The organism is Cohnella panacarvi Gsoil 349, from assembly GCF_000515335.1.
Classification (GTDB): domain Bacteria; phylum Bacillota; class Bacilli; order Paenibacillales; family Paenibacillaceae; genus Cohnella; species Cohnella panacarvi.
In genome coordinates, this window is the sequence record NZ_KI911563.1 from 4,148,746 (window position 1) to 4,170,586 (window position 21,841).

A 21,841-nucleotide genomic window follows, 5' to 3' on the forward strand; every position below is an offset into this window, starting at 1 on the left:
TCTGTTATAAGCTAATGTATATAGATGAACCGTTAGCGGGAGGAACCCCTATGTCCGGGAACGAGACAAGTCACGGCGAAGCGACGAAACACGAGCAATTGTTGCATTATATCCGAGCGCTTCCGATCGGAACGAAAGTGTCCGTTCGCCAGATGGCGAAGGACAAGGGCGTGTCCGACGGCACCGCCTATCGCGCGCTCAAGGAAGCGGAGCAGCTCGGCATCGTCAATACGAAAGAACGGATCGGAACCGTGCGCGTCGATAAGAAGAGGCGCGGCAATCCGGAGCAGCTGACGTTCGCGGAAGTGCTCGACATCGTCCAGGGCAGCCTGCTCGGCGGCGAAGAGGGCTTGGAAAAGTCGTTGCACAAGTTCGTCATCGGCGCGATGGAGCTGGACGAGATGATGGCGTACATCGACGCGGGCAGCCTGCTCATCGTCGGCAACCGCGAGAGCGCTCATCGCACCGCGCTCGAGCATGGGGCCGGCGTGCTCGTGACGGGGGGATTCGGCACGAGCGAGGAAGTGAAACGGCTGGCGAACGAACGCCAGCTTCCGATCTTAACCTGCCGTCACGACACGTTCACCGTCGCTTCGATGATCAACCGGGCGATGTACGACCAGCTGATCAAGCGCAAAATCATGATGATCGGCGATCTGATCGCGCCGTCGTCCCGGCAGTACGCGCTTAAGCAATCGGCGGACGTAACCGAGTTTCTGAAGCTGAGCGCGGAGACGGGAAGCGGCAGGTTTCCCGTTACGGACGAATGGAATCGCGTCGTCGGGATGATTACGTCCAAGGACGTCGTGGGCTCCAAGGCGGATCAGACGCTCGACAAGCTGATGACGAGGCGCCCGATGACGGTGACGCTCAGCACGCCGGTCGCGTCCGCGGCGCACCGGATGGTGTCGGAAGGCATCGAGTTGCTGCCGGTCGTAGACCGCCAGCGGAAGCTGATCGGCGCGATCAGCAGGGGCGAGGTGCTGCGGGCGATGCAGTTCGCCAACCGGCCCGCCCAGCTTGGCGAGACGTTCGACGCGCTCATGTGGGGCGGGTTTACGGAACATCGGGATGCGGAAGGACGGGCCTATTACGTCGGAACGGCGACGCCGCAAATGTCGGGGCCGCTCGGGACGATATCGGAGGGCGTGCTGACGGCGCTCATGCAGCAGGCGGCAAGCCGCGCGGTGGCCGATCTGGGGAAACGCGAGCACGTGCTCGACAATATGACGACGTATTTTCTGCGGACCGCTCCGATCGACGCGAGCGTAACGATCACGCCGCACATCATCGAAGCGAGCCGCAGGCACGTGAAGGTCGAGGTGCAGACGATGCAGGACGGGGACGCGATCGCCAAAGCGATGCTGACCGTGCAGACGATCGATCAGGCGTAGCTTAGCGCGATTGCTGCTGCATCAAGCGGGTGTAATGAGAGTGGTTTTTCATGCCGGCGAACAGGTTGAAGATGCCGAGCAGGAAGAACAGAGAGCTTACGACGACGCGAACGCTGGACCCGGAGAACAGAACCATGAGCAGAATCGAGATGAACACGAGCATGAGCCCCATGTTGATATTCAAGCGGGCGGCGTAAAGTCCGCGCTGCTTGACGTCGGCCGATTTGCGGGATTTGAAGCTGAAGTAGACGGACAAGCAGCAAGTGACGATGACGAGAACGGTGAGCGCCAGTTGTATCGCGAAGACCATGGGTGAAGATTGCTCCTTCCGGGATTTAGGCTGTAATGAACCGTATTGTACCATAAAAGAACGAAGCCGCGCTTCCATAGGAGAAGGGCGGCTTTATCGTCGCGCTCATTTCGGCAAATGCACGTTCACGTTCACCCATACGTGAAGCACGCCGCCTTCGACGAGCATCGTCTGGATGGACACGTCGTAGTCTTTGTCGCCGATGTCCTCGTAGACGATTTTGTTCAGCAGCTTTCGGGCAAGAGGCGCATCGGAATCGATGTTGTAGATGCTTCGCCCGAGGAAAATGTCGAGGTCCTTCCGCAGCCGTTTCTTGATCTCCGTCTCGGTCAGCACGCCGAGCGGGGATTTGCCCGGTTGTTCGATCACGTAGGGAACGATGCTCTTGATGACGTTGGACTTGCGGATTTTCTCCGATTGGGCCAAGTTCTTCTCGAGCCCGGCGAGCTGCTGTTGAAGGAGCAGGTTCTGCTTGGCTACATAATCGTATTGGTCGTTCATTAACGCGCCGAACACGGCGCTGCCGACGATCAAGCCGCACACGAAGAATGCCGTCAACTGCATGAACCGTCGGAATCTATCGAAGGAAGGCACTCGCATCGCGATCTCTCCATCTTTTAGGTGCCGCTGCGGCACATCCATTGTACTAGCTCGGTACCGATATGCGCGCCGAGGAACCCGAACATAATATAGCCGATTTGCTGCATCGCGGGAGAGATATATCCCCCCAGCATATTCGACTCGATGACACGAATTGGATCGATCGTACCTCCGACGGCCGCGACTAACGCCCATATTTTCAAATGTTCCGCGACCTGCATCATTTTCTCCTTGGGGGGAGTCCACAGCAAGACCGAGCCTAGGCCCGCCAGCAGCGCCCCGCCGAGCACGATCCCGAAAGCGACGAGAAAACAGAACGCGGCCCTCGTATAGAAGTCTCCCATAACAACCCCTCCTTTAATTATATATAGCGAGGTTGTCCCCGCCTGATTCCTATTAGTTATCGCGACCGCGGGTCGAAAAAGCGTCGTCGGACAAAACCGAACGTATGTGCTATAATGGTTCTATTCTGTTTGCGGCGAAGTTCGAATACGAGTAAGGCGGTGACGGTCATGTGCGATTTCGTTCATTTGCACGTTCATAGCGAATACAGTCTGCTCGACGGGGCGGCGCGGATCAAGGAGATGGCAGCCAAGGCGGCGGAGCTCGGCATGACGTCGCTCGCTTTGACCGACCACGGCGTTATGTACGGGGCGATTCCGTTCTATAAAGCTTGCAAAGAGCACGGGATCAAGCCGATTCTAGGCATGGAAGCGTACATCACGGCGGGGGCGCGGCACGACAAGCAATCCCGCAAAGACCAGCCGATCTATCACCTGACGCTGCTCGCGAAGAACGAGACGGGTTACCGCAACCTGATGAAGCTGACGTCTATCGGCCATTTGGAAGGGTTCTATTACCGGCCGCGCATCGATTTCGAAGTATTGTCCTCGCACGCGGAAGGACTCGTCTGCTTGAGCGGCTGCATGAGCAGCGAGCTGTCTCAATTGCTCGCGGCCGACAAATACGAGGAAGCGAAGGCGCTTGCGCTCCGGTATCAAGCGCTGTTCGGCGCAGACTACTATCTCGAGCTTCAGGATCACGGGATTCTGGAGCAGAAGAAAATCGCGGCCGGCGTGCTGCGGATCGCGGAGGAAACGGACATCCCTTTGGCGGCGACGAACGACTCCCACTACTTGAATCCGGACGACGCGGGGCTTCAGGACGTGCTGATCTGCATCGGCACGGGCAAGACGGTGGACGATAAGGATCGGCTGAAAATAACGACGAACGAGATTTATTTGAAGAGCGGCGAGGAGATGGCGGCGCTGTTCCGCCATGTGCCCGAAGCGATCGCGAACACGGTGCGGATCGCCGATAGCTGCTCGCTGGAGCTGGAGTTCGGCCGACATATATTGCCTGCGTTCTCGCCGTTGCCCGAGGGGAAGACGGCAGGCGCGTATTTGCGGGAGCTGTGCGAGTCGGGATTGACGGAACGTTATGGGCAACTGCCGGAATGGAACGCGGACGAACCGTTTCGGGAGCGGGCCAGAGGGCGGCTGGAGTACGAGCTGAAGGTGATCGGGGAGATGGGGTTCGACGACTATTTCCTGATCGTCTGGGACTTCATCCGGTTCGCGCACGACAACGGCATCGTCACGGGACCGGGCCGCGGTTCTTCCGCGGGCAGTCTCGTGGCTTATACGCTGCGCATTACGGACGTAGATCCTCTGGCGCACAAGCTGCTGTTCGAGAGGTTCCTCAATCCGGAGCGGATCACGATGCCCGATATCGACGTCGATTTCAGCGACGAGCGGCGGGACGAGGTCATTAAGTACGTCGTCGACAAATACGGCAGCGAGCACGTGGCGCAGATTATTACGTTCGGCACGCTGGCCGCCAGGGCGGCGGTGCGGGACGTCGGCAGAGTCATGAATCTTCCTTATGGTGAAGTAGATAAAGCCGCTAAGCTCATTCCGGGCATGCCGGGCATGTCGATCGAGCGCGCGATGCGGGAAAGCCCGGAGTTCCGAACGTTGGCCGAAGGCGCAGGCAACGCCGCGGAGCTGATCGCGATGGCGCGGCGCGTCGAAGGGATGCCGCGCCATGCGTCGACGCACGCGGCCGGCATCGTCATCTCTTCGGGGCCGCTTACCGATTACGTTCCGCTGCAGGAGGGGACAGACGGCGTTCCGCTGACGCAGTACTCGATGGAAAACCTCGAATCGGTCGGCTTGCTCAAGATGGACTTCCTGGGCCTTCGCACGTTGTCGATCATCGAGCGGACGCTCGGATGGATCAAGGAGCTGACCGGCAAGGAGCTGCGCTGGCAAGACGTGTCTTACGAGGATGCGAAAACTTACGAGCTGATGGGCCGAGGGGAGACGACGGGCGTGTTCCAGCTCGAGTCGCCGGGCATGCGGCGCGTGTTGAAGGACATGAAGCCGAGTTCGTTCGAGGATATCGTCTCGGTGCTTGCGCTGTTCCGCCCGGGACCGATGGAATTTATCCCGCAATTCATTCGCGCCAAGCACGGTCTTATCGAGGTGGAATATCCGCACGCGAATTTGAAACCGATTCTTCAGGACACGTACGGCATTATCGTATATCAGGAACAGATCATGCAGATCGCGTCGGTCATGGCCGGGTTCTCGCTCGGACAGGCGGATTTGCTGCGCCGCGCCGTCAGCAAGAAGAAGCGCGAAGTATTGGATGAGCAACGCGTCGCGTTCGTTAGCGGGAGCTTGCGCATGGGTTACTCCGAAGCGGACGCGAATCGCGTATACGATATGGTCGTCCGCTTCGCGGACTATGGATTTCCCCGCGCGCATGCGGCGGCATACGCCGTGCTTGCGTTCCAGACCGCGTATTTGAAGGCGCACTATCCCGTCGCGTTCATGGCTTCGATGTTAACTGCGGTCGTCGGCAATCAGCGCAAAACGGCGGAGTACGTGGACGAGTGCCGCCATATGGGCATACCGGTGCTCCCGCCGGACGTGAACGAGAGCGGCGTGCTGTTCACGCCGGTCGATTCCGCGGAGCCGGACGATGGGGGAGCGCGGGCTTACGGCGGCGTTCGCTTCGGACTCGCGGGGGTGAAGAACGTCGGCACGCAAGCGATCGACAGCATCTTGCGCGAGCGGGCCAAGGAACCGTTCGAGAGCTTGGGCGACTTCTGCAGGCGCGTGGATTCCCGCGTGTGCAACAAGCGGGTCATCGAGTCGCTTTTGCTCGCGGGGGCAATGGATACGTTGCCGGGCCATCGCGCGCAGCTTCTGGCCGCGCTGGAGCCGACCTTGGACGCCGCGGTCCAGTGGCGCAAAGAACGAGAGGAGCTGCAGATCGAGCTGTTCGACTTCGAGGAAACGCCGAACTGGATCGAGGAGCTGCCGAATATCGAGCCGTATTCCCAGGCTCAGACGCTCGAATTCGAGCGCGAGCTGATGGGCTTGTATTTGTCCGGCCATCCGCTGGACGCCTACGACGGATTAGCCGAAGAGTTGAAGCTGGACCGCCTTGTCGATATCGCGGATGCGCCGGACGGCTCGACGGTATTTACGGCGGGCATGATCGTGTCTTTGAAGCCTTTTACGACGAAGAAGGGGCAGGCGATGGCGTTCCTCGAGCTGGAGGACCGCATTATGGCGGCGGAGCTCGTCGCGTTCCCGACCGTATGGAAGAACGCTTCGTCCTACGCGAAGAAGGGAGCGCTTGTCCTCGTGCGAGCCAAAGTGCAGCAAGGAGACGAAGATTACAAGCTGCTGGCCGACGACATCCTGCCGCTGGACGCGCCGGACTTGAAGCTGCAGGTCGAGCGGCTTCGCCGGATCAGCCAGCAGCCTAGGAGGCCGGCGCCGGCGCAGCCGGCTGCATCGAAACAGGCGACGGTACAAGCGAATGCTCCCGGGCAGCCGAAGCCGTCCGCAGCTTCCGACGTTCAGCCCGTATCGGGTAAGCCTTCTTCCGCCGTCCAAGAGAGTTTGCCGGAGCGAGTATACATTCGCATCGACGAGCCGCACGAGCAGCCTGCGACGCTTATACGGTTAAAGTTGCTGCTCAAATCGCATGCCGGTCCCGTGCCGACGGTGCTTCGCTACGAGCGGACCAAGCGAACCGTCGCGCTCAGCGACGAGTTCAAGGTCACTCCGACGCAGGAGCTGTTCGATAAGGTCGAGAAGCTGCTAGGCGCGGACAGCATCCGGGCGAAGTAACAATGTTGTTACAAAACGGCATCGTCAACTAACGACGGTGCCGTTTTGTATCGCGATTCATTCACATTAAGCACAAGTGGTGTCGCTAAATGCCCGAGACCAGCTCGATTCCTTGAATTAAGCACACGTGGTGGCGCTAATGCTCGGGTCCAGCTCGATTCCTCGATTTAAGCACAAGTGGTGTCACTAAATGCTCGGTCCCAGCTCGATTCCTGGATTTAAGCACACACGGTGTCACTATATGCTCGGTCCCAGCTCGCTCGTGATATCCTCCTATATGAAGTCCCGCGCCGCTAGTCGACGTGCTTGCCGTCGATGTTTGGTTGCTAGTGTTGCGCCATCTGTGCTATGATTTCTTTATCTTTTCTTTTCCAGCGAATGATATTGCTATTGGGGGTACCGCTTCATGTGGACGGTCATCTACATCGCACCGACCGCGAAGATCGCCGAACGGATTCAGAAGCGTCTAACCGAGGAAGGATTTCTCGTACAGGTACGCCCTATTAACCTAACGAAACCGCAGTATGAAATATTGGTACCATCAGGCGAAGTACGGGAAGTGCAAGAAGTGCTCGGAAGTATACTGCATCTGTAATGCTGTACGATACCCGCTTTCATCTGTCGGCGAAGCCGTATGGACGAGTCGGTCGCCATTTTCCGCTTGAGAGGTGTCGCTGTGTTCAAGGATTTATTTCAGAAAAAAAAGTACGCGGTCGTCCCTTCGGAACGCACGAAACGTGACATTCCCGAAGGCTTGATGAACCGCTGTCCTAAATGCGGTACGATTCAATTCAGCAAAGAACTTGAGAAAAACCTGAAGATCTGTTCGACTTGCGGACACCATTTCCGCCTTAACGCCTGGGAGCGCATCGCGATGACGCTCGATGAGGGGCGTCTTTTTGAGATTGACGGCAATCTCGTATCCGAAGATCCGCTTAATTTCCCAGGTTACCAATCGAAGCTGGAGCAGCAGAAGAGCAACTCCGGCTTGAACGACGCGATCGTAACCGGCGAAGGCGAAATCGGCGGTTTTCCCGTCGTGATCGGCGTGATGAGCTTTGATTTCTTCAGCGGCAGCATGGGGTCGGTCGTCGGCGAGAAAGTAACGCGCGCGATCGAGCTGGCCATCGAGAAGCAAGTTCCTCTCGTGATGTTCTCGACTTCCGGCGGCGCCCGGATGCAGGAAAGCATCCTGAGCCTTATGCAGATGGCCAAGACTAGCGCGGCGCTGGCGAAATTCCAAGATCAAGGCGGACTTTTCATATCCGTTTTTACCGACCCGACTCTTGGAGGCGTATCCGCCAGCTTCGCGAGCCTTGGCGATTACAATTTGGCCGAGCCCGGAGCGATCGTCGGCTTTGCCGGCCGTATCGTCATCGAACAGACGATTCGCCAGAAGCTGCCGGACAACTTCCAGACGGCGGAATTCAACGCGAAGCACGGTCAGCTCGATAAAGTCGTACACCGCAAAGACATGAGAGCGGTGCTCACGCAACTGCTAGATATGCATGCATGGAAAGGAGAGCCGGCCGATGTCTAATGATTTGCCTTTTGAACGGCCGCTCGCGGAACATCGCAAGAAGATAGACGAGCTGAAGAAATTCGGCCAAGAGAAGCAGATCGATTTCGCGGACGAAATCGGACGGCTCGAAGAGCGGTATAAGCAGATGGAGCTGGAAATCTACAGCAACCTGAGCGCGCCGCAAATTATGCACATGGCCCGCCATCATCAGCGTCCAACGACGTTGGATTACATAAAATTGATTTTTGCCGATTTTCTTGAAATCCATGGCGACCGCGTATTCGCGGACGATCTGGCGATCGTCGGCGGACTCGCGAAGCTGAACGGCGTGCCGGTGACGGTCGTCGGACATCAGCGCGGCAAGGACACGAAGGACAACATTCAGCGTTTCTTCGGCAGCCCTCACCCGGAAGGTTTCCGGAAGGCGCTGCGTTTCATGCAGCAAGCGAATAAATTCAAGCGTCCGATCATTACGTTCATCGATACGAAGGGCGCTTATCCCGGCGATACGGCCGAAATGAGAGGTCAATCCGAAGCGATCGCCCGTAACCTTGCGGAAATGGCGATTTTCGGCGTGCCGATTATCTGCGTCGTCATCGGCGAAGGCGGGAGCGGCGGAGCGCTGGCGCTCGGCGTCGGCAACCGCGTATTGATGCTCGAGAACGCGATTTACTCCGTTATCTCTCCGAACGGGGCAGCCTCCATTCTGTGGAAGGATGCATCCAAAGCGGATCAAGCGGCCGAAGCGATGAAGATTACGGCGAAAGACCTGAAGGAGTTCGGCGTAATCGAAGAGATCGTTCCGGAACCGATGGGCGGAGCCCACCGCGATCCGGAGATGCAGGCCGAAGCGATCAAGGAAGCCGTATGGCGTCATCTCCAGGAACTGATGAAGATGACACCCGAACAATTGGTGGAAGACCGGTACCAGAAATTCCGCGACATCGGACATTTCGGTACTGTTGAGCTTGAATAGCTCTTTATAAAGATTTGTGATGGATAAAACGGAGGAATACGAAATCATGCGCAAAACGAAAATCGTCTGCACCATCGGACCGGCCAGCGAATCGCTGGAAAACACGAAAAAACTGATTTCGGCCGGCATGAACGTCGCTCGCTTGAACTTCTCTCACGGCGATTATGATGAGCACGGCACCCGCATCAAAACGATCCGCCAAGCTTGCCAAGAACTCGGCAAGACGGTCGCGATCCTGCTCGACACGAAAGGTCCGGAGATTCGTACGGGTAAGCTGGCCGTAGACGTTATTGAGCTCGTGCAAGGCGAGTACATTACGCTCTCTACCGAAGATTTCCTCGGCGATAAGAACCGTATCCCGATTACGTATAAGGAACTGCCGCAAGACGTGAGCGTCGGATCGACGATCCTGATCGACGACGGTCTGATCGGCCTGACGGTCGTCGACATCCAAGGCACCGAGATCAAATGCCAAATCGTGAACGACGGCCCGATCAAAAGCAAAAAAGGCGTTAACGTTCCGGGCGTCGCGATCTCGATGCCGGGCATTACCGAGAAAGACGCGAACGATATCCGTTTCGGCATCGAGATGGGCGTAGACTTCATCGCCGCTTCGTTCGTACGCCGCGCCAGCGACGTACTCGAAATCCGCGAGCTGCTCGAGCGTCACGACGCGCGCCATATCCAGATCATCTCCAAAATCGAGAACCAGCAAGGCGTAGACAACCTCGACGAGATTCTCGAAGTATCCGACGGCCTCATGGTAGCCCGCGGCGACCTCGGCGTTGAGATTCCGGCCGAGGAAGTTCCGCTCGTCCAGAAGATGATGATCGAGAAGTGCAACCGCGTAGGCAAGCCGGTCATCACGGCGACCCAGATGCTCGATTCGATGCAGCGCAACCCTCGCCCGACGCGCGCGGAAGCTTCCGACGTCGCGAACGCGATCTTCGACGGCACCGACGCGATCATGCTGTCCGGCGAGACGGCTGCGGGCAAATACCCGATCGAATCGGTACAGACGATGTCCCGCATCGCGGTGCGCGCGGAGTCCGCTTTGCATTATCGCGAGATCTTCACGAAGCAAGCGAACGCGCAACAGAAGTCGGTTACGGAAGCGATCAGCCAAGCGGTCGCCAACTCCGCGCTCGACCTCGACGCGAAAGCGATCGTTACGTCCACCGAGAGCGGTTATACCGCTCGCATGGTATCCAAATACCGTCCGAAATCGCCGATCGTGGCGGTAACGCCGGTCGAACAAGTGCTGCGTCGCCTGCAGCTCGTATGGGGCGTTATTCCGGTTAAAGGCGTACCTGCCCAAACGACCGACGAAATGTTCGATATCGCCGTTCAAGGCGCCATCGAATCCGGCGTCGTTCGTCTCGGCGATACGATCGTCATTACGGCCGGCGTACCGGTAGGCCGCTCCGGCACGACGAACCTGATCAAGATTCATAACGTCGGCGAGCTGATCGCCAAAGGCCAAGGCATCGGTTCGCAAAGCGCGACCGGTAAAGTCGTCACGGCTCGCTCGGCTGAAGAAGCGGTCCGCAAGATGACGCCTGGCGCCATTCTTGTCGCTCCGTCCACGGACAAAGAATATATGCCGGCATTCGAGAAAGCCGCCGCGGTCATTACGGAAGTCGGAGGCATTACGTGCCACACGGCAGTCGTAGGCTTGAACCTTAGCATTCCGGTCGTCGTAGGCGTTAACGACGCGTTCGAACACCTTAAGGACGGTACGGAGATTACGGTGTACGCCGAACACGGCGTGATCTACTCCGGACAAGCTAGAGTACTGTAAGGTTAACGATGAACCCGAGTCCCGCAACATGCGGCACATCCGTGCCGATCGTTGCGGGATTTTGTGCAAGAAAGGAGCTGCCCGTTCCATGGCTAGATGGTTCTTGCACCCGCTTAGAGTGCGATACCAAGAGACGGACCAGATGGGCGTCGTCTACCATATCAACTATTTGAATTGGTTCGAGATCGGCAGAACCGAATGGGTTCGCCATGCCGGAATCGCATATAAAGAGATGGAAGAGAGAGGCTTGCTGCTGCCGGTCACGGAGATCGAGGCGTCGTTCCGTACGCCGGCGAGATACGACGACTGGGTGACGGTTTGCACGAGCGTCGCCGAAATCTCGAAGATCAGGGTTCGTTTCCGATCCCGAATCGCCCTTGGCGACCTGACGGCAACCCACGGTTCCAGCTATGAAGGCGACGAGCCGCCGGGCGAGCTTCTTGTTATTGGCGGTACGAGCCACGTATGGGTGAATAGGGAGTGGAAACCGACCCGTTTCGACCGCGAAGCGCCCGAATGGTATGAACGCATGCGCGAACTGGCAGATGAAGATTATGGTATCATAGTCGTAAAGTCGAATTGCGAAGGAGCACCGTCATGAATCAGGGCATCCATCATTTCAAAGCCGACTTCTTCAAGGCGCTCGCCCATCCGATGAGAATCCGCATTCTCGAGATGTTGTCCGAAGGGAATCGGAACGTCAACGAGATCCAAACGCTGCTCGGCTCCGAAGGCTCCGCCGTCTCCCAGCAGCTTGCCGTACTTAGAAGCAAGAACGTCGTATACGGCATTAAAGACGGAACTTCCGTGATTTATTCGTTGCGCGATCCACTGATCAAGGATTTGTTGGACGTCGCCAAGCAAATTTTCAATAATCATCTGGTCGACGCGATCTCTCTTCTCGAGGTTATGAGCAATGAATCGGCGACAAAGCCTCAACCATAATCGAATCGCACCTTCCGCGAATAATCCGTCAAGTTCCCGTTGACTTTCGTCACCGTCGGATTTACTATTTCATTGTATATATTCAAATATTCAAATATACGATGAAAAGAAGGCGTACTCCATGAAAGGGACCGGCAGATTCGAAGGTTATTCGTCTGATTCATTGCGCAAAGATATGTTATCCGGCTTGATCGTCGGCATTATCGCCATTCCACTCGGAATGGCGTTTGCTATTGCATCCGGGGTGAAGCCCGAATACGGCTTGTACACGACGGTCGTCGCCGGCCTCCTGATCTCCCTGTTCGGGGGCTCGCGCTTCCAGATCGGCGGCCCTACGGGCGCGTTCATCCCGATCCTGTTCGCGATTGTGTTACAATACGGCTATGAGAACCTGTTGATTGCCGGGTTCATGGCCGGGATTATGCTCGTATTGATGGGCCTGCTGCGGCTTGGGGCGCTCATCCGCTATATTCCTCAGCCGGTTACGATCGGATTTACGAGCGGAATCGCCGTGCTGATCTTCAGCGGACAAATCGCGGACTTCCTCGGGCTGACGGGAATCGAGAAACACGAGAATTTCTTGCCGAACATGCGGGAGCTCTTATCGGGCATCGGGACGATTAACGTCTACGGCGTCGCGACTTCGGTCATCTGCTTGCTTGCGATGATCGTCATGCGGAGTCGGTGGCCGAGACTGCCGGCGTCGCTCGGGGGATTGCTCGTCTCGACAGCGGTCGCCGCGATCTGTTATCCCGGGGAAGTCGCGACGATCGGTTCGAAGTTCGGCGATATTCCCGGCACGCTTCCCGCGCTGCATTGGCCCGAGATCTCGTGGCAGAGGCTTACCGACTTGATACGTCCGGCATTCGTCATCGCCATGCTGGGCGCGGTCGAATCGCTCCTCTCGGCTGTCGTGGCGGATCGTATGTCGAATACGCGCCATGACAGCAACCGCGAACTGATCGGACAAGGAATCGCGAATATGGCGGCGCCATTGTTCGGCGGAATACCGGCCACCGGAGCGATCGCGCGCACGGCGGCCAACATTCGCAGCGGCGCGGTGTCGCCGATATCCGGTATCGTGCACGGGTTGTCGGTCCTTCTCGTGCTCTTGCTCTTCGCGCCGTACGCTTCGGATATCCCGCTCGCCGCCATGGCTCCGATCCTGATGATCGTCGCTTGGAACATGAGCGAACGCAGGGAGTTCGCGCATATGCTGAAGGCGAAGACGAGCGACTCCGTCGTGCTCGTCATTACGTTCTTGCTCACGGTATTCTTTAACCTTACGGTCGCCGTCGAAGTCGGATTGCTGCTCGCGGTCATCCTGTTCGTGAAAGGGATGAGCGAAAGCCTTAAAATCGCGAAGATGTTGCCCGATCCCGAACATAAGCATGCCAAGGTGAAAGCGCATCGCGTCAGCGCGGAGCGCGATTGTCCGCAGATCAGCATCGTTACGGTGGAAGGACCTTTGTTCTTCGGCGCGGCCGAGCGATTCGACGAGCTGCTAAGAACGTCGGCCGGCGTACGGACGAAAGTATTGCTCCTGCGGTTGTCCAAGATGCCTCACCTGGATCTGTCGGGCGAATCCAAGCTGGCCGGACTCACGGCAACCTTCGCGAAGTCGGGCGGAACCGTGCTGATCTCGGGCATGCAGCCGCAGCCGCTGGAGATGATCCGGAGGACGGGGCTATTGGACAAGATCGGCGAGGAGAAGCTATTCGCGAGCACCGGTGACGCGATCAACTGCGCCTTGTCGCTGCTGGACAAGGAAGCGTGCCGAGGCTGCAAGCATTACGCGTTCAAGGAATGCGCCGAATTATCGATCGCCGGCGGCAGGAAGGAGTTGTGCCGCGCGGCGGAATGACCGATTGGACTGGAGTGTTAAGATGCGCAGATGGCTGCTTGTTCTCATTGTTATTTTCCCGGGCGTTGAGTTGTGGGGCATTATTGAGATGGGTAAACAAATCGGCGGGTGGCAGGTGCTGGGGTTGCTCGTGCTGGCGGGCGTGCTAGGGACGTGGCTTGCTCAGTTCGAAGGCCGCAAAGTGATCCGGCAGGCGCAGCTTCAAATGCAGGCCGGACAAATTCCGGGCTTGTCGCTGCTGGACGGGTTGTGCGTGCTGGCCGGCGGCTTGCTGCTGCTGTTCCCCGGGTTCGTCTCCGACATCGTCGGCATCTCCTTGCTGCTGCCGTTCACGCGTCCGATCTATCGCCGGCTTCTCTATCGTTGGTTGGAGAGAAGGATGAGGAACGGCGCGTTCACGATTCGCCAAGGCCCGCCATGGGGCCGTTAAAGGAACGTTACCTGGAGCCGTATTGAATATATTTGGCGATGTCTCTGAACACGCCCGCCCGGTGGCAGGCGGTAAGGAAGACGACGGTAACCGGTCCGATGATGAGACCGAACACTCCGAACAGCTTAAGTCCGACGAACATCGCCATCAAGGTCGGCAGCGCCTCCAAGCCTACGCTGGAAGCAAGCACCTTCGGCTCGATGAACTGGCGCGCGACGAGCACGATCCCGTATAGAATGGATAGAGAAGTGCCCAGCTCCCATTCGCCGGCAAGAAATTCGTACGCGAACCACGGGATCATCGCCGCGCCGACGCCAAGATAAGGGAGCAGATCCACGAAGCCGATGAATAAGGCGATCGAAACCGCGTTATGAACGCCGATGACGAACAGTCCGATCATGACGACGACCGTCGTGATGGAGATCATGATGAACTGGGAACGCAAATACCCGAACAACGCTTGCCGCAGATCTTTCCACACGTTGCCGACCCTGCCCCGCAGAGCGGGCGGAAACCACGCTTTTCCCCTCTGTACGTACTTGTTCCAATCTTTGCTTATGAAGAACGAAGCCAACAGAACGACGACCGTTATGATCGCGATAGCCGGAAGGGAGGAGATGAAGCCTACGATCCCCATCAGGAACGCGCTGATCAAGTTCGTGCCCGCTTTGGCGACCGCTTTAGCCGCATCCGAGATGCGGTTATTGATCATGTCCTGGTAGTTCGGATTTTCGTTATAAAAATGATCGATGCGCTCGATGAGGTTATGAATTTCCGGTCTGGCGATAAAATCGTTATAGGAGCGCTCGATCCAATCGACGAAGTCGTCCATCGAGCCGGCCGCGTTCATCAGCTCCTCCGCAAGCCGCATGACAAGGGTCGTAAGGAGCGTGATCATGGCGGCGGTGAAAATCAGCAGTACGACCGTAACCGCCAGCCAACGAGGCAAACGGGCTTTACGCTGAAAGAGATGAACGAGCGGGTTCAGCATATAAGCAAGCAGCCACCCCAGAAGGAACGGGTATAGGAGGGGCAGCGTCCACCAGACTAATGCGCCTCCGCCGACAACGATCCCGATCACGAGCAGCAATCGCTTCAGTCTGCCCGTTAATTTTCGATCCACGCGCATGCGCCTCCTTCATGTCGAATTTCCGTCTTTTAACATTCGGTTAATCCTTCGGTAACGCGGGCTTTACATTCGGATAACATAATGGATCGAGGACCAGGCTCGAACCTGAACCGCAGTGTCGAATGACGAACGGGGGGATGTAGGATGTCCGGCGCCAAGAAGTACATTAATCGCGATTTAAGCTGGCTCGAGTTCAACCGCCGGGTACTGGAAGAAGCGGAAGACGCGAGCACGCCGCTGATGGAACGCCTGTCGTTCCTTTCCATCGTATCGAGCAACCTTGATGAGTTTATGAGCGTTCGGGTCGCGGGATTACAAGATCAACGCAAGGCAGGCTACATCAAATCGGATTTTACCGGGTATACGCCCCAAGGCCTGTTGAAACGCATTATGAAAAGAACGACCCGCACGGTGAGGCAGCAATATAAAGTGTATCGCGACCTTATGCGGCTGCTATCGCGCGAGGGCATCGAGCTGCTTAGCGTCAAAGATTTGACGACCGATCAGAGGACGCTAATGAAGGCGCATTTCCAAGAAATCATCTACCCGGTGTTAACGCCGATGGCGGTCGACGTCAGTCGGCCGTTCCCGCTCGTGCATAGCAAGGAGATTTACCTGGCCGTCGTTCTAAAGCCCGAAGCCGGAGGAGAAGACAAGACGGTGTGCGCGATCGTTCAGGTGCCGTCGATCCTGCCCAGGGTCATTCCGGTTCTGAGCGGGCGGAATAGCAGGCGAAGCTGCTACATTCTGCTCGAGGACTTGCTTAAGGAGAATATCAGCCTGCTGTTCAGCGGTTACGAGATGGAGGCCGTCCATGCTTTCCGCGTCACCCGCAATTCGGATTTGACGCTGAACGAGGAAGGCGCGGAGGATTTGCTCCAAGAGATCGAGAAAGAGCTGAGAAGAAGGAAGCACGGCTTGCCGGTTCGGCTCGAAGTCGAGAAAGGCATGCATCCGCACGCGTTGCAACTGCTCAGGGATGAGCTCGAGCTGTGGGAGGAAGACGAACCGCTCGAAATCGACGGGCCGCTGGACTTAAGTTTTCTATCGAAATTCGCTTCATTGCTGCAGAACGTGGATCATCTCAAATACGAGAGGATAGAGCCCGTATATCCGGAGGAATTCGAGAACGCGGACGATATTCTGTCCGTGCTGCGGGAGAAGGACGTGCTCGTCTATCACCCTTACGAATCGTTCGAGGCCGTGAACGACTTCATTCTGGAGTCCGCCGCCGACCCCGATGTGCTGGCGATCAAGATAACGTTGTATCGGGTAAGCGTCAACTCCGTGCTGATCCAGGCGCTCGCGAGAGCCGCCGAGTCGGGCAAGCAAGTGACGGTCGTGGTCGAGCTGAAGGCGCGGTTCGACGAAGAGCGGAACATAGCCTGGGCTCGCCTTCTCGAAAATTCGGGCTGCCACGTCGTTTACGGGTTGGTCGGTTTAAAGACGCATGTCAAAATAACGCTAGTCGTTAGGCGGGAGTCCGGCGCGTTAAGACGTTACGTGCATGTCGGCACCGGCAACTACAACGATATTACCGCGAAGCTCTATACGGATGCCGGCTTATTCACGAGTCACCCGGGCATCGGCGAGGACGCCTCCGCTCTATTCAACGAGATGACCGGCTATTCTACCCCGCACGATTGGCGGTCTTTCGCCGTCGCGCCGATCGGGCTGAAGGAGAAGCTGTTCGAACTGATCGACCGGGAGATGGAGCACGCGCAAGCCGGGAGACCGGCGAGAATCGTGGCGAAGATGAATTCGCTCTCGAGCCAGTCGATGATCGACAAGCTTTACGAGGCTTCGCAAGCCGGAGTAAAGATCGAGTTGATCGTGCGGGGAGTGTGCTGCTTGAGGCCGGGCGTGGACGGTTTAAGCGAGAATATAAGAGTCGTTAGCATCGTTGATCGGTTCCTGGAGCATTCGAGGATCGTCGCCTTCGCCGGCGGAGGCGAGGAGGAGGTGTACATCTCCAGCGCGGATTGGATGACCCGCAACTTAAGCCGTCGCGTCGAAATTCTATGTCCGGTGTACGATGCCGGCATTCGGAGCAGTCTCATGAACCTTCTGCGAATGAATTTGGAGGACGACGTAAAGGCAAGGAAGCTGTCTTCGATGGGGGGGTATATCAGAGTCCATAACGAAGCCCAAGATCCGCTGAGAAGCCAATTCGCGGCGGCGGAGCTCGGGCGATGGAAGCGGAGCCGTCGTTAACCGTTACAGGTAAGTCGCTTGCAGCTTGACATCAAGCTTGGGAGTTAACCCCCAAGTTTTATGGAACTCTCTGGCGATCGCGTCGGTCTCCCGCTGCTCGACCGGGAGCGGGTGCGAGGCATGGGCGACGATCTGCAGCTTGCCCGCCATGACGACGAGATCCATGGCCGATATCGCCTGCGCCTCGCTGCGGTCTAGCGCCGAGGCAAGCTGGAGCAGCGTGCCAAGCCGCGCGGCAAGCTCGATATCCCCGTCGCTCAGGATCGCGCGGAACGGGGCGAGATTGCGTTTGTGCTGGCCGGCGCTCGCGAACGCGGCGATCGATGCGGCAAGCAACATCTCGCGGTGGCCTAGGCCGTTCCAGTGCGTATGCATCAGCATATAGAACGTGTGCTCCGCGCTGTTGTTGTAATCGATCGCGGCGCCGATCCGATGCAGCCTCGCGGCCGTTTCCAGCAGCAGGCGCGATTCCGGACGAAGCGAATACTTGACGCTTAGGCATTCGTATAGCGTTACGGCCAACTTCTGAACCTGGTTCAGGTGAACCTCGGGAGAAGTGGGATATAATGCCGTTAAATTGCGAATGCTTTCTTGCAGAACGGACTCTGCCGACTTCGGCTGAAATCGCGGGACGCACGTTTCGTAGAACAGCCCGTCGCGGAGTCCCGCGCCGCACACGACGAGGCTGGAGGCCGCCGCGTGCCTGATGATGCCGAGCAGGATCGCCAGGCCGGGCACGATGACATCGCCGCGGTCCTTCGACAGGCCGGGAAGCTTTCTGCGCTTATCTACCGGAATAGCGGCTAGCTGGTTAAGTCTCGATGCCGCGTCTTCCGCTCGAAGCTCATAGCCGTGAAGCAGATGGAACGGATAATCGGTCATCTTCTGTTGAAATTTCGCCAGCGCTCGCACGGTGCCTCCGAGGCCGATAATCGGCAATCCGGGATATTGGCCGATCCAAGGCTCGCCGGTAAGTCGCTGCATGACGAACGACTGCATGTCCTCGAGAACGGCGGGAGGTACGGGATTCGAGCTTAAAGCGAATGTCGACGCCAGGTTGACGCAGCCGAACGGGAAGGATACGGCGAACTTGACCTCCCGATCCAAGAGGAGGCTGATTTCCGTGCTCCCGCCGCCGATGTCGATAACGAAGCCGTCTCCCGTTCCCATCGTGCAGAGCATCGCATGGCTGCCGATACGGGCTTCGTCCTCTCCGGACAACACTTCGATGGTAAGACCGGTCGCGTCCGACAAGCGCCGGACGATACGTTCACGATTCGCTGACTGCCGGACGGCTGCCGTCGCGACGGTCCGAATGAAGCCCGTTCCGTGCATTTGGCATATTCGCCGATAATGCCGCAATACTTCCGTAAGCTCTTCGATCGCTTCGTCCGTCAGATTGCCTTCATCGTCCATGCGCTGGCTTAGCCGCGCTGCCCAGCGCCCTTGGTCGATGACCCTGTACGCGCCGTTGTCCGAGAGCTGATAGACGGCAAGCCGGACCGTATTCGAACCGATATCTATAATCCCCGTAATTCGATTTTTCGTCATGAGGGTCTCCTTCGAAAGGGACGTGCATTTTCGAATTATTGTACCATCAGAGGCGGGATTGGCAAAAGAACCTTTATGGTGGCGATAAAACAATTCTATGTGACGATCGGTTCCATTCGCCGTTGAAATCGATTATCATTAAAAAAGGTCAAAAAATGTGAAGGAATTCGCGATTTACGTGCATTATTGAGCGGTGAATCGTTCTCGCTCCCGCACAAGCGATCATGGGGCTGATCGGAAGGCGACGATGCTCATCCGGTCGACTTGCATTTTTTGGATAAAGGAGAGATGAACATGACGGCAACGAAAGGCTTGGAAGGGATTGTCGCGGCGGCATCGTCGATCAGCTCGATCATCGACGGCGTTCTGACCTATCGCGGCATTAACATCGATGAACTCGCGGAACAAGCTTCCTTCGAAGAAGTGGCATACTTGCTGTGGTACGGCAAATTGCCGACCAAGCAGCAACTGGACGGGCTCAAGGCGCAATTAAGCGAGCACGCGCAATTGCCTGCCGAAGTCATCGCCGGTTTGAAATTGTATCCGAAAGGAAGCAATTCCATGGCGGCGCTCAGAACAGCGGTGTCCAGTCTTGCCTTATATGACGATGCGGCCAACGACATGAGCCGCGAAGCGAACCTGCTTAAAGCCATTAAACTTCAAGCGAAGCTCCCGACCGTCGTAGCGGCTTTCGCGCGCATTCGCGAAGGCAAAGAGCCGGTCGCTCCGAAGAAGGGAGTAGGCATCGCCCACAACTTCCTCTATATGCTGACCGGGGAAGAGCCGGCGGCCGTCGCTGTCGAAGCGATGGACAAAGCGCTCGTTCTTCACGCGGACCACGAGCTGAACGCTTCGACGTTCGCTTCCCGCGTAACCGTAGCTACGCTGTCCGATATTTATTCCGGCGTAACGTCCGCGATCGGGGCGCTTAAAGGCCCGCTGCATGGCGGCGCTAACGAAGCGGTTATGGTGATGCTTGACGATATCGGCTCCTTGGCTAACGTCGAGCCGTACATTCAGAACAAGCTGAACAACAAAGAGAAAGTGATGGGCTTCGGTCACCGCGTCTACAAGAACGGCGACCCCCGCGCGAAGCATCTGATGCAGATGTCCCGCCAGCTCGGCGAATTGAAAGGCGATATGACGCTGTACGAGATGTCGGTCAAGATCGAAGATCTCGTAACGGGTCAGAAAGGACTGAAGCCGAACGTCGATTTCTACTCGGCTTCCTGCTATACGATGCTGGGCATCCCGCGCGACCTGTTCACGCCGATCTTCGCGATCAGCCGCGTGTCCGGTTGGACGGCGCACATCTTGGAGCAATACGAAGACAACCGTCTCATTCGCCCTCGCGCGGAATACGTAGGTCCGGTCGGACAGCACTACGTTCCGGTCGGCAAGCGCGGCTAACGATCGATAGCTAGCACCGGCGGGCTGCCCCTCCTTCAGCGTAACGAGGGCGGCGCGCCGGTTTCTTGCGACTATACTGGGGTTGCTTAAGGCGACCGAATACTTAACGATTCAAGAAACCCATTAGGAGGATTAAGCATGAAACTCGAAAAATTCGCAGCACCCGCATCCGGCACGCCGATTACGGTTACGAACGGCGTTCTTAACGTACCTAACGATCCGATCATCCCGTTCATCGAAGGCGACGGCACGGGCCGCGACATCTGGAAAGCTTCCAAGCGCGTTCTTGACGCAGCGGTAGAGAAAGCTTACAAAGGCGAGAAAAAAATCGCTTGGTACGAAGTGTTCGCCGGCGAGAAAGCATACAATGCTTACGGCGAATGGCTGCCTAACGATACGCTCGAAGCGATCCGCGAGCTGATCATCGCGATCAAAGGGCCTCTGACTACGCCGATCGGCGGCGGCATCCGTTCCTTGAACGTTGCGCTTCGCCAAGAGCTTGACCTTTACACTTGCTTGCGCCCTGTCCGTTATTTCGACGGCGTGCCTTCCCCGGTCAAACGTCCGGAGCTTGTAGACATGGTTATTTTCCGCGAAAACACGGAAGACATCTATGCGGGCATCGAGTACGAATCCGGCTCGGAAGCCGTTAAGAAACTGCTTGCGTTCCTGCAGAACGAAATGGGCGTCAAGAAGATCCGCTTCCCCGAAACGTCGGGTATCGGCATCAAGCCTGTTTCCTCCGAAGGCTCCAAACGCCTCGTTCGCGCGGCGATCGAATACGCGATCAAGCACAACCGCAAATCGGTTACGCTCGTTCACAAAGGCAACATCATGAAGTTCACGGAAGGCGCGTTCAAAAACTGGGGCTACGAAGTCGCAGAGAAAGAATTCGCAGACCAAACGTTCACTTGGGGTCAATACGACGCCATCAAGGCGGAGAAAGGCGAAGAAGCGGCTAACGCGGCTCAGAAAGCGGCTCTTGACGCAGGCAAAATCCTGATCAAGGACGCGATCGCGGACATCGCGCTGCAACAAGTATTGACTCGTCCAACCGACTTCGACGTTATCGCTACGCTTAACCTGAACGGCGACTACCTGTCCGACGCGCTTGCTGCGCAAGTCGGAGGCATCGGTATCGCGCCGGGAGCTAACATCAACTACGCTACGGGCCATGCGATCTTCGAAGCTACGCACGGCACGGCACCTAAATACGCGGACAAAGACGTCGTGAATCCAGGTTCCGTTATTCTGTCCGGCGTTATGATGCTCGAGCACCTCGGATGGTTGGAAGCTGCCGACCTCATCTATAAGGGCCTGGAAAAATCGATCAATCAGAAAGTCGTGACTTACGACTTCGCTCGTTTGATGGAAGGCGCTACGGAAGTGAAGTGCTCGGCGTTCGCTGATAAAGTTATCTCTAACATGTAAGGTGGTTAGGGGGACACCCCCTAACGACCCCCGTTGGCGCCCATCCCCCTAAATCCCCCTTCCCCGGAAGGGGGACCCCAGAGGGCTTGCCAGCCCTCTGGACTCCCGCCCGT

The 21,841-nt window shown here is 57.3% G+C and carries 18 protein-coding genes; 13 read left to right on the forward strand and 5 right to left on the reverse strand.

The window, feature by feature from the left end; genetic code table 11:
- Positions 1 to 50 precede the first annotated feature (50 nt).
- Positions 51 to 1,394, forward strand: coding sequence for a DRTGG domain-containing protein (locus COHPA_RS0119930; protein WP_027087908.1), 1,344 nt, complete (start codon positions 51 to 53; stop codon positions 1,392 to 1,394).
- Between the two features lies 1 nt (position 1,395).
- Here the strand turns inward: COHPA_RS0119930 and COHPA_RS0119935 are convergent, their stop codons facing one another.
- The 3 genes from COHPA_RS0119935 to COHPA_RS0119945 all read right to left on the reverse strand — a co-directional run bounded on the left by COHPA_RS0119935 (position 1,396) and on the right by COHPA_RS0119945 (position 2,648).
- Positions 1,396 to 1,704: a YtpI family protein gene (locus COHPA_RS0119935; protein WP_027087909.1), complete on the reverse strand. Its 309-nt coding sequence runs from the start codon at positions 1,702 to 1,704 to the stop codon at positions 1,396 to 1,398.
- Between the two features lie 105 nt (positions 1,705 to 1,809).
- Positions 1,810 to 2,304, reverse strand: a complete 495-nt coding sequence (locus COHPA_RS0119940; RefSeq protein ID WP_027087910.1) for a sporulation membrane protein YtrI — start codon at positions 2,302 to 2,304, stop codon at positions 1,810 to 1,812.
- 17 nt (positions 2,305 to 2,321) lie between these two features.
- Positions 2,322 to 2,648 (reverse strand): YtrH family sporulation protein, encoded by a 327-nt coding sequence (locus COHPA_RS0119945; protein ID WP_027087911.1) that lies wholly within the window; start codon positions 2,646 to 2,648, stop codon positions 2,322 to 2,324.
- 168 nt (positions 2,649 to 2,816) lie between these two features.
- Between COHPA_RS0119945 and COHPA_RS0119950 the strand changes: the two genes are divergently transcribed.
- From COHPA_RS0119950 to COHPA_RS0119990, 9 genes are all read left to right on the forward strand, one after another.
- A complete protein-coding gene (locus COHPA_RS0119950) occupies positions 2,817 to 6,455 on the forward strand; it encodes a DNA polymerase III subunit alpha (RefSeq protein WP_027087912.1) in 3,639 nt (1,212 codons plus the stop codon).
- A gap of 406 nt (positions 6,456 to 6,861) precedes the next feature.
- On the forward strand, positions 6,862 to 7,050 hold the full coding sequence (locus COHPA_RS0119955; protein ID WP_027087913.1) for a hypothetical protein: 189 nt from the start codon (positions 6,862 to 6,864) through the stop codon (positions 7,048 to 7,050).
- Between the two features lie 81 nt (positions 7,051 to 7,131).
- Positions 7,132 to 7,995 carry an acetyl-CoA carboxylase, carboxyltransferase subunit beta gene (accD, locus tag COHPA_RS0119960; protein ID WP_027087914.1) on the forward strand — a complete coding sequence of 288 codons (864 nt, stop codon included), beginning with the start codon at positions 7,132 to 7,134 and terminating at the stop codon, positions 7,993 to 7,995.
- Positions 7,988 to 8,953, forward strand: coding sequence for an acetyl-CoA carboxylase carboxyltransferase subunit alpha (locus COHPA_RS0119965; protein WP_027087915.1), 966 nt, complete (start codon positions 7,988 to 7,990; stop codon positions 8,951 to 8,953). The genes accD and COHPA_RS0119965 overlap by 8 nt, the downstream gene beginning before the upstream one ends.
- Positions 8,954 to 8,999: 46 nt before the next feature.
- Complete coding sequence (gene pyk, locus COHPA_RS0119970) at positions 9,000 to 10,754, forward strand: pyruvate kinase (protein WP_035121502.1); 1,755 nt, start codon at positions 9,000 to 9,002, stop codon at positions 10,752 to 10,754.
- An 88-nt stretch (positions 10,755 to 10,842) separates the two neighbouring features.
- Positions 10,843 to 11,355, forward strand: a complete 513-nt coding sequence (locus COHPA_RS0119975; RefSeq protein WP_027087917.1) for an acyl-CoA thioesterase — start codon at positions 10,843 to 10,845, stop codon at positions 11,353 to 11,355.
- Positions 11,352 to 11,699, forward strand: a complete 348-nt coding sequence (locus COHPA_RS0119980; protein ID WP_027087918.1) for an ArsR/SmtB family transcription factor — start codon at positions 11,352 to 11,354, stop codon at positions 11,697 to 11,699. Before COHPA_RS0119975 ends, COHPA_RS0119980 begins: the two co-directional genes overlap by 4 nt.
- A gap of 121 nt (positions 11,700 to 11,820) precedes the next feature.
- Positions 11,821 to 13,563 carry a SulP family inorganic anion transporter gene (locus tag COHPA_RS0119985; RefSeq protein ID WP_027087919.1) on the forward strand — a complete coding sequence of 581 codons (1,743 nt, stop codon included), beginning with the start codon at positions 11,821 to 11,823 and terminating at the stop codon, positions 13,561 to 13,563.
- Positions 13,564 to 13,585: 22 nt separating this feature from the next.
- Positions 13,586 to 13,993 (forward strand): FxsA family protein, encoded by a 408-nt coding sequence (locus COHPA_RS0119990; RefSeq protein WP_027087920.1) that lies wholly within the window; start codon positions 13,586 to 13,588, stop codon positions 13,991 to 13,993.
- Between the two features lie 7 nt (positions 13,994 to 14,000).
- Here the strand turns inward: COHPA_RS0119990 and ytvI are convergent, their stop codons facing one another.
- The gene (gene ytvI / locus COHPA_RS0119995) at positions 14,001 to 15,116 is read right to left on the reverse strand and encodes a sporulation integral membrane protein YtvI (protein ID WP_035119689.1); all 1,116 of its coding nucleotides are present in this window, start codon (positions 15,114 to 15,116) and stop codon (positions 14,001 to 14,003) included.
- A gap of 150 nt (positions 15,117 to 15,266) precedes the next feature.
- On the opposite strand from ytvI, the gene ppk1 reads away from it, so the two are divergent.
- Positions 15,267 to 17,336: a polyphosphate kinase 1 gene (gene ppk1, locus COHPA_RS0120000; protein ID WP_027087922.1), complete on the forward strand. Its 2,070-nt coding sequence runs from the start codon at positions 15,267 to 15,269 to the stop codon at positions 17,334 to 17,336.
- Positions 17,337 to 17,339: 3 nt separating this feature from the next.
- Here ppk1 and COHPA_RS0120005 read toward each other — a convergent pair whose 3' ends face one another.
- Positions 17,340 to 18,887: a Ppx/GppA phosphatase family protein gene (locus COHPA_RS0120005; RefSeq protein WP_027087923.1), complete on the reverse strand. Its 1,548-nt coding sequence runs from the start codon at positions 18,885 to 18,887 to the stop codon at positions 17,340 to 17,342.
- Between the two features lie 294 nt (positions 18,888 to 19,181).
- Here COHPA_RS0120005 and citZ point away from each other — a divergent pair, with 294 nt between their 5' ends.
- Together citZ and icd are read left to right on the forward strand one after the other, a co-directional pair.
- Positions 19,182 to 20,297: a citrate synthase gene (citZ, locus tag COHPA_RS0120010; RefSeq protein WP_027087924.1), complete on the forward strand. Its 1,116-nt coding sequence runs from the start codon at positions 19,182 to 19,184 to the stop codon at positions 20,295 to 20,297.
- A gap of 138 nt (positions 20,298 to 20,435) precedes the next feature.
- A complete protein-coding gene (gene icd, locus COHPA_RS0120015; RefSeq protein ID WP_027087925.1) occupies positions 20,436 to 21,728 on the forward strand; it encodes an NADP-dependent isocitrate dehydrogenase in 1,293 nt (430 codons plus the stop codon).
- The last annotated feature ends 113 nt before the right edge of the window (positions 21,729 to 21,841 follow it).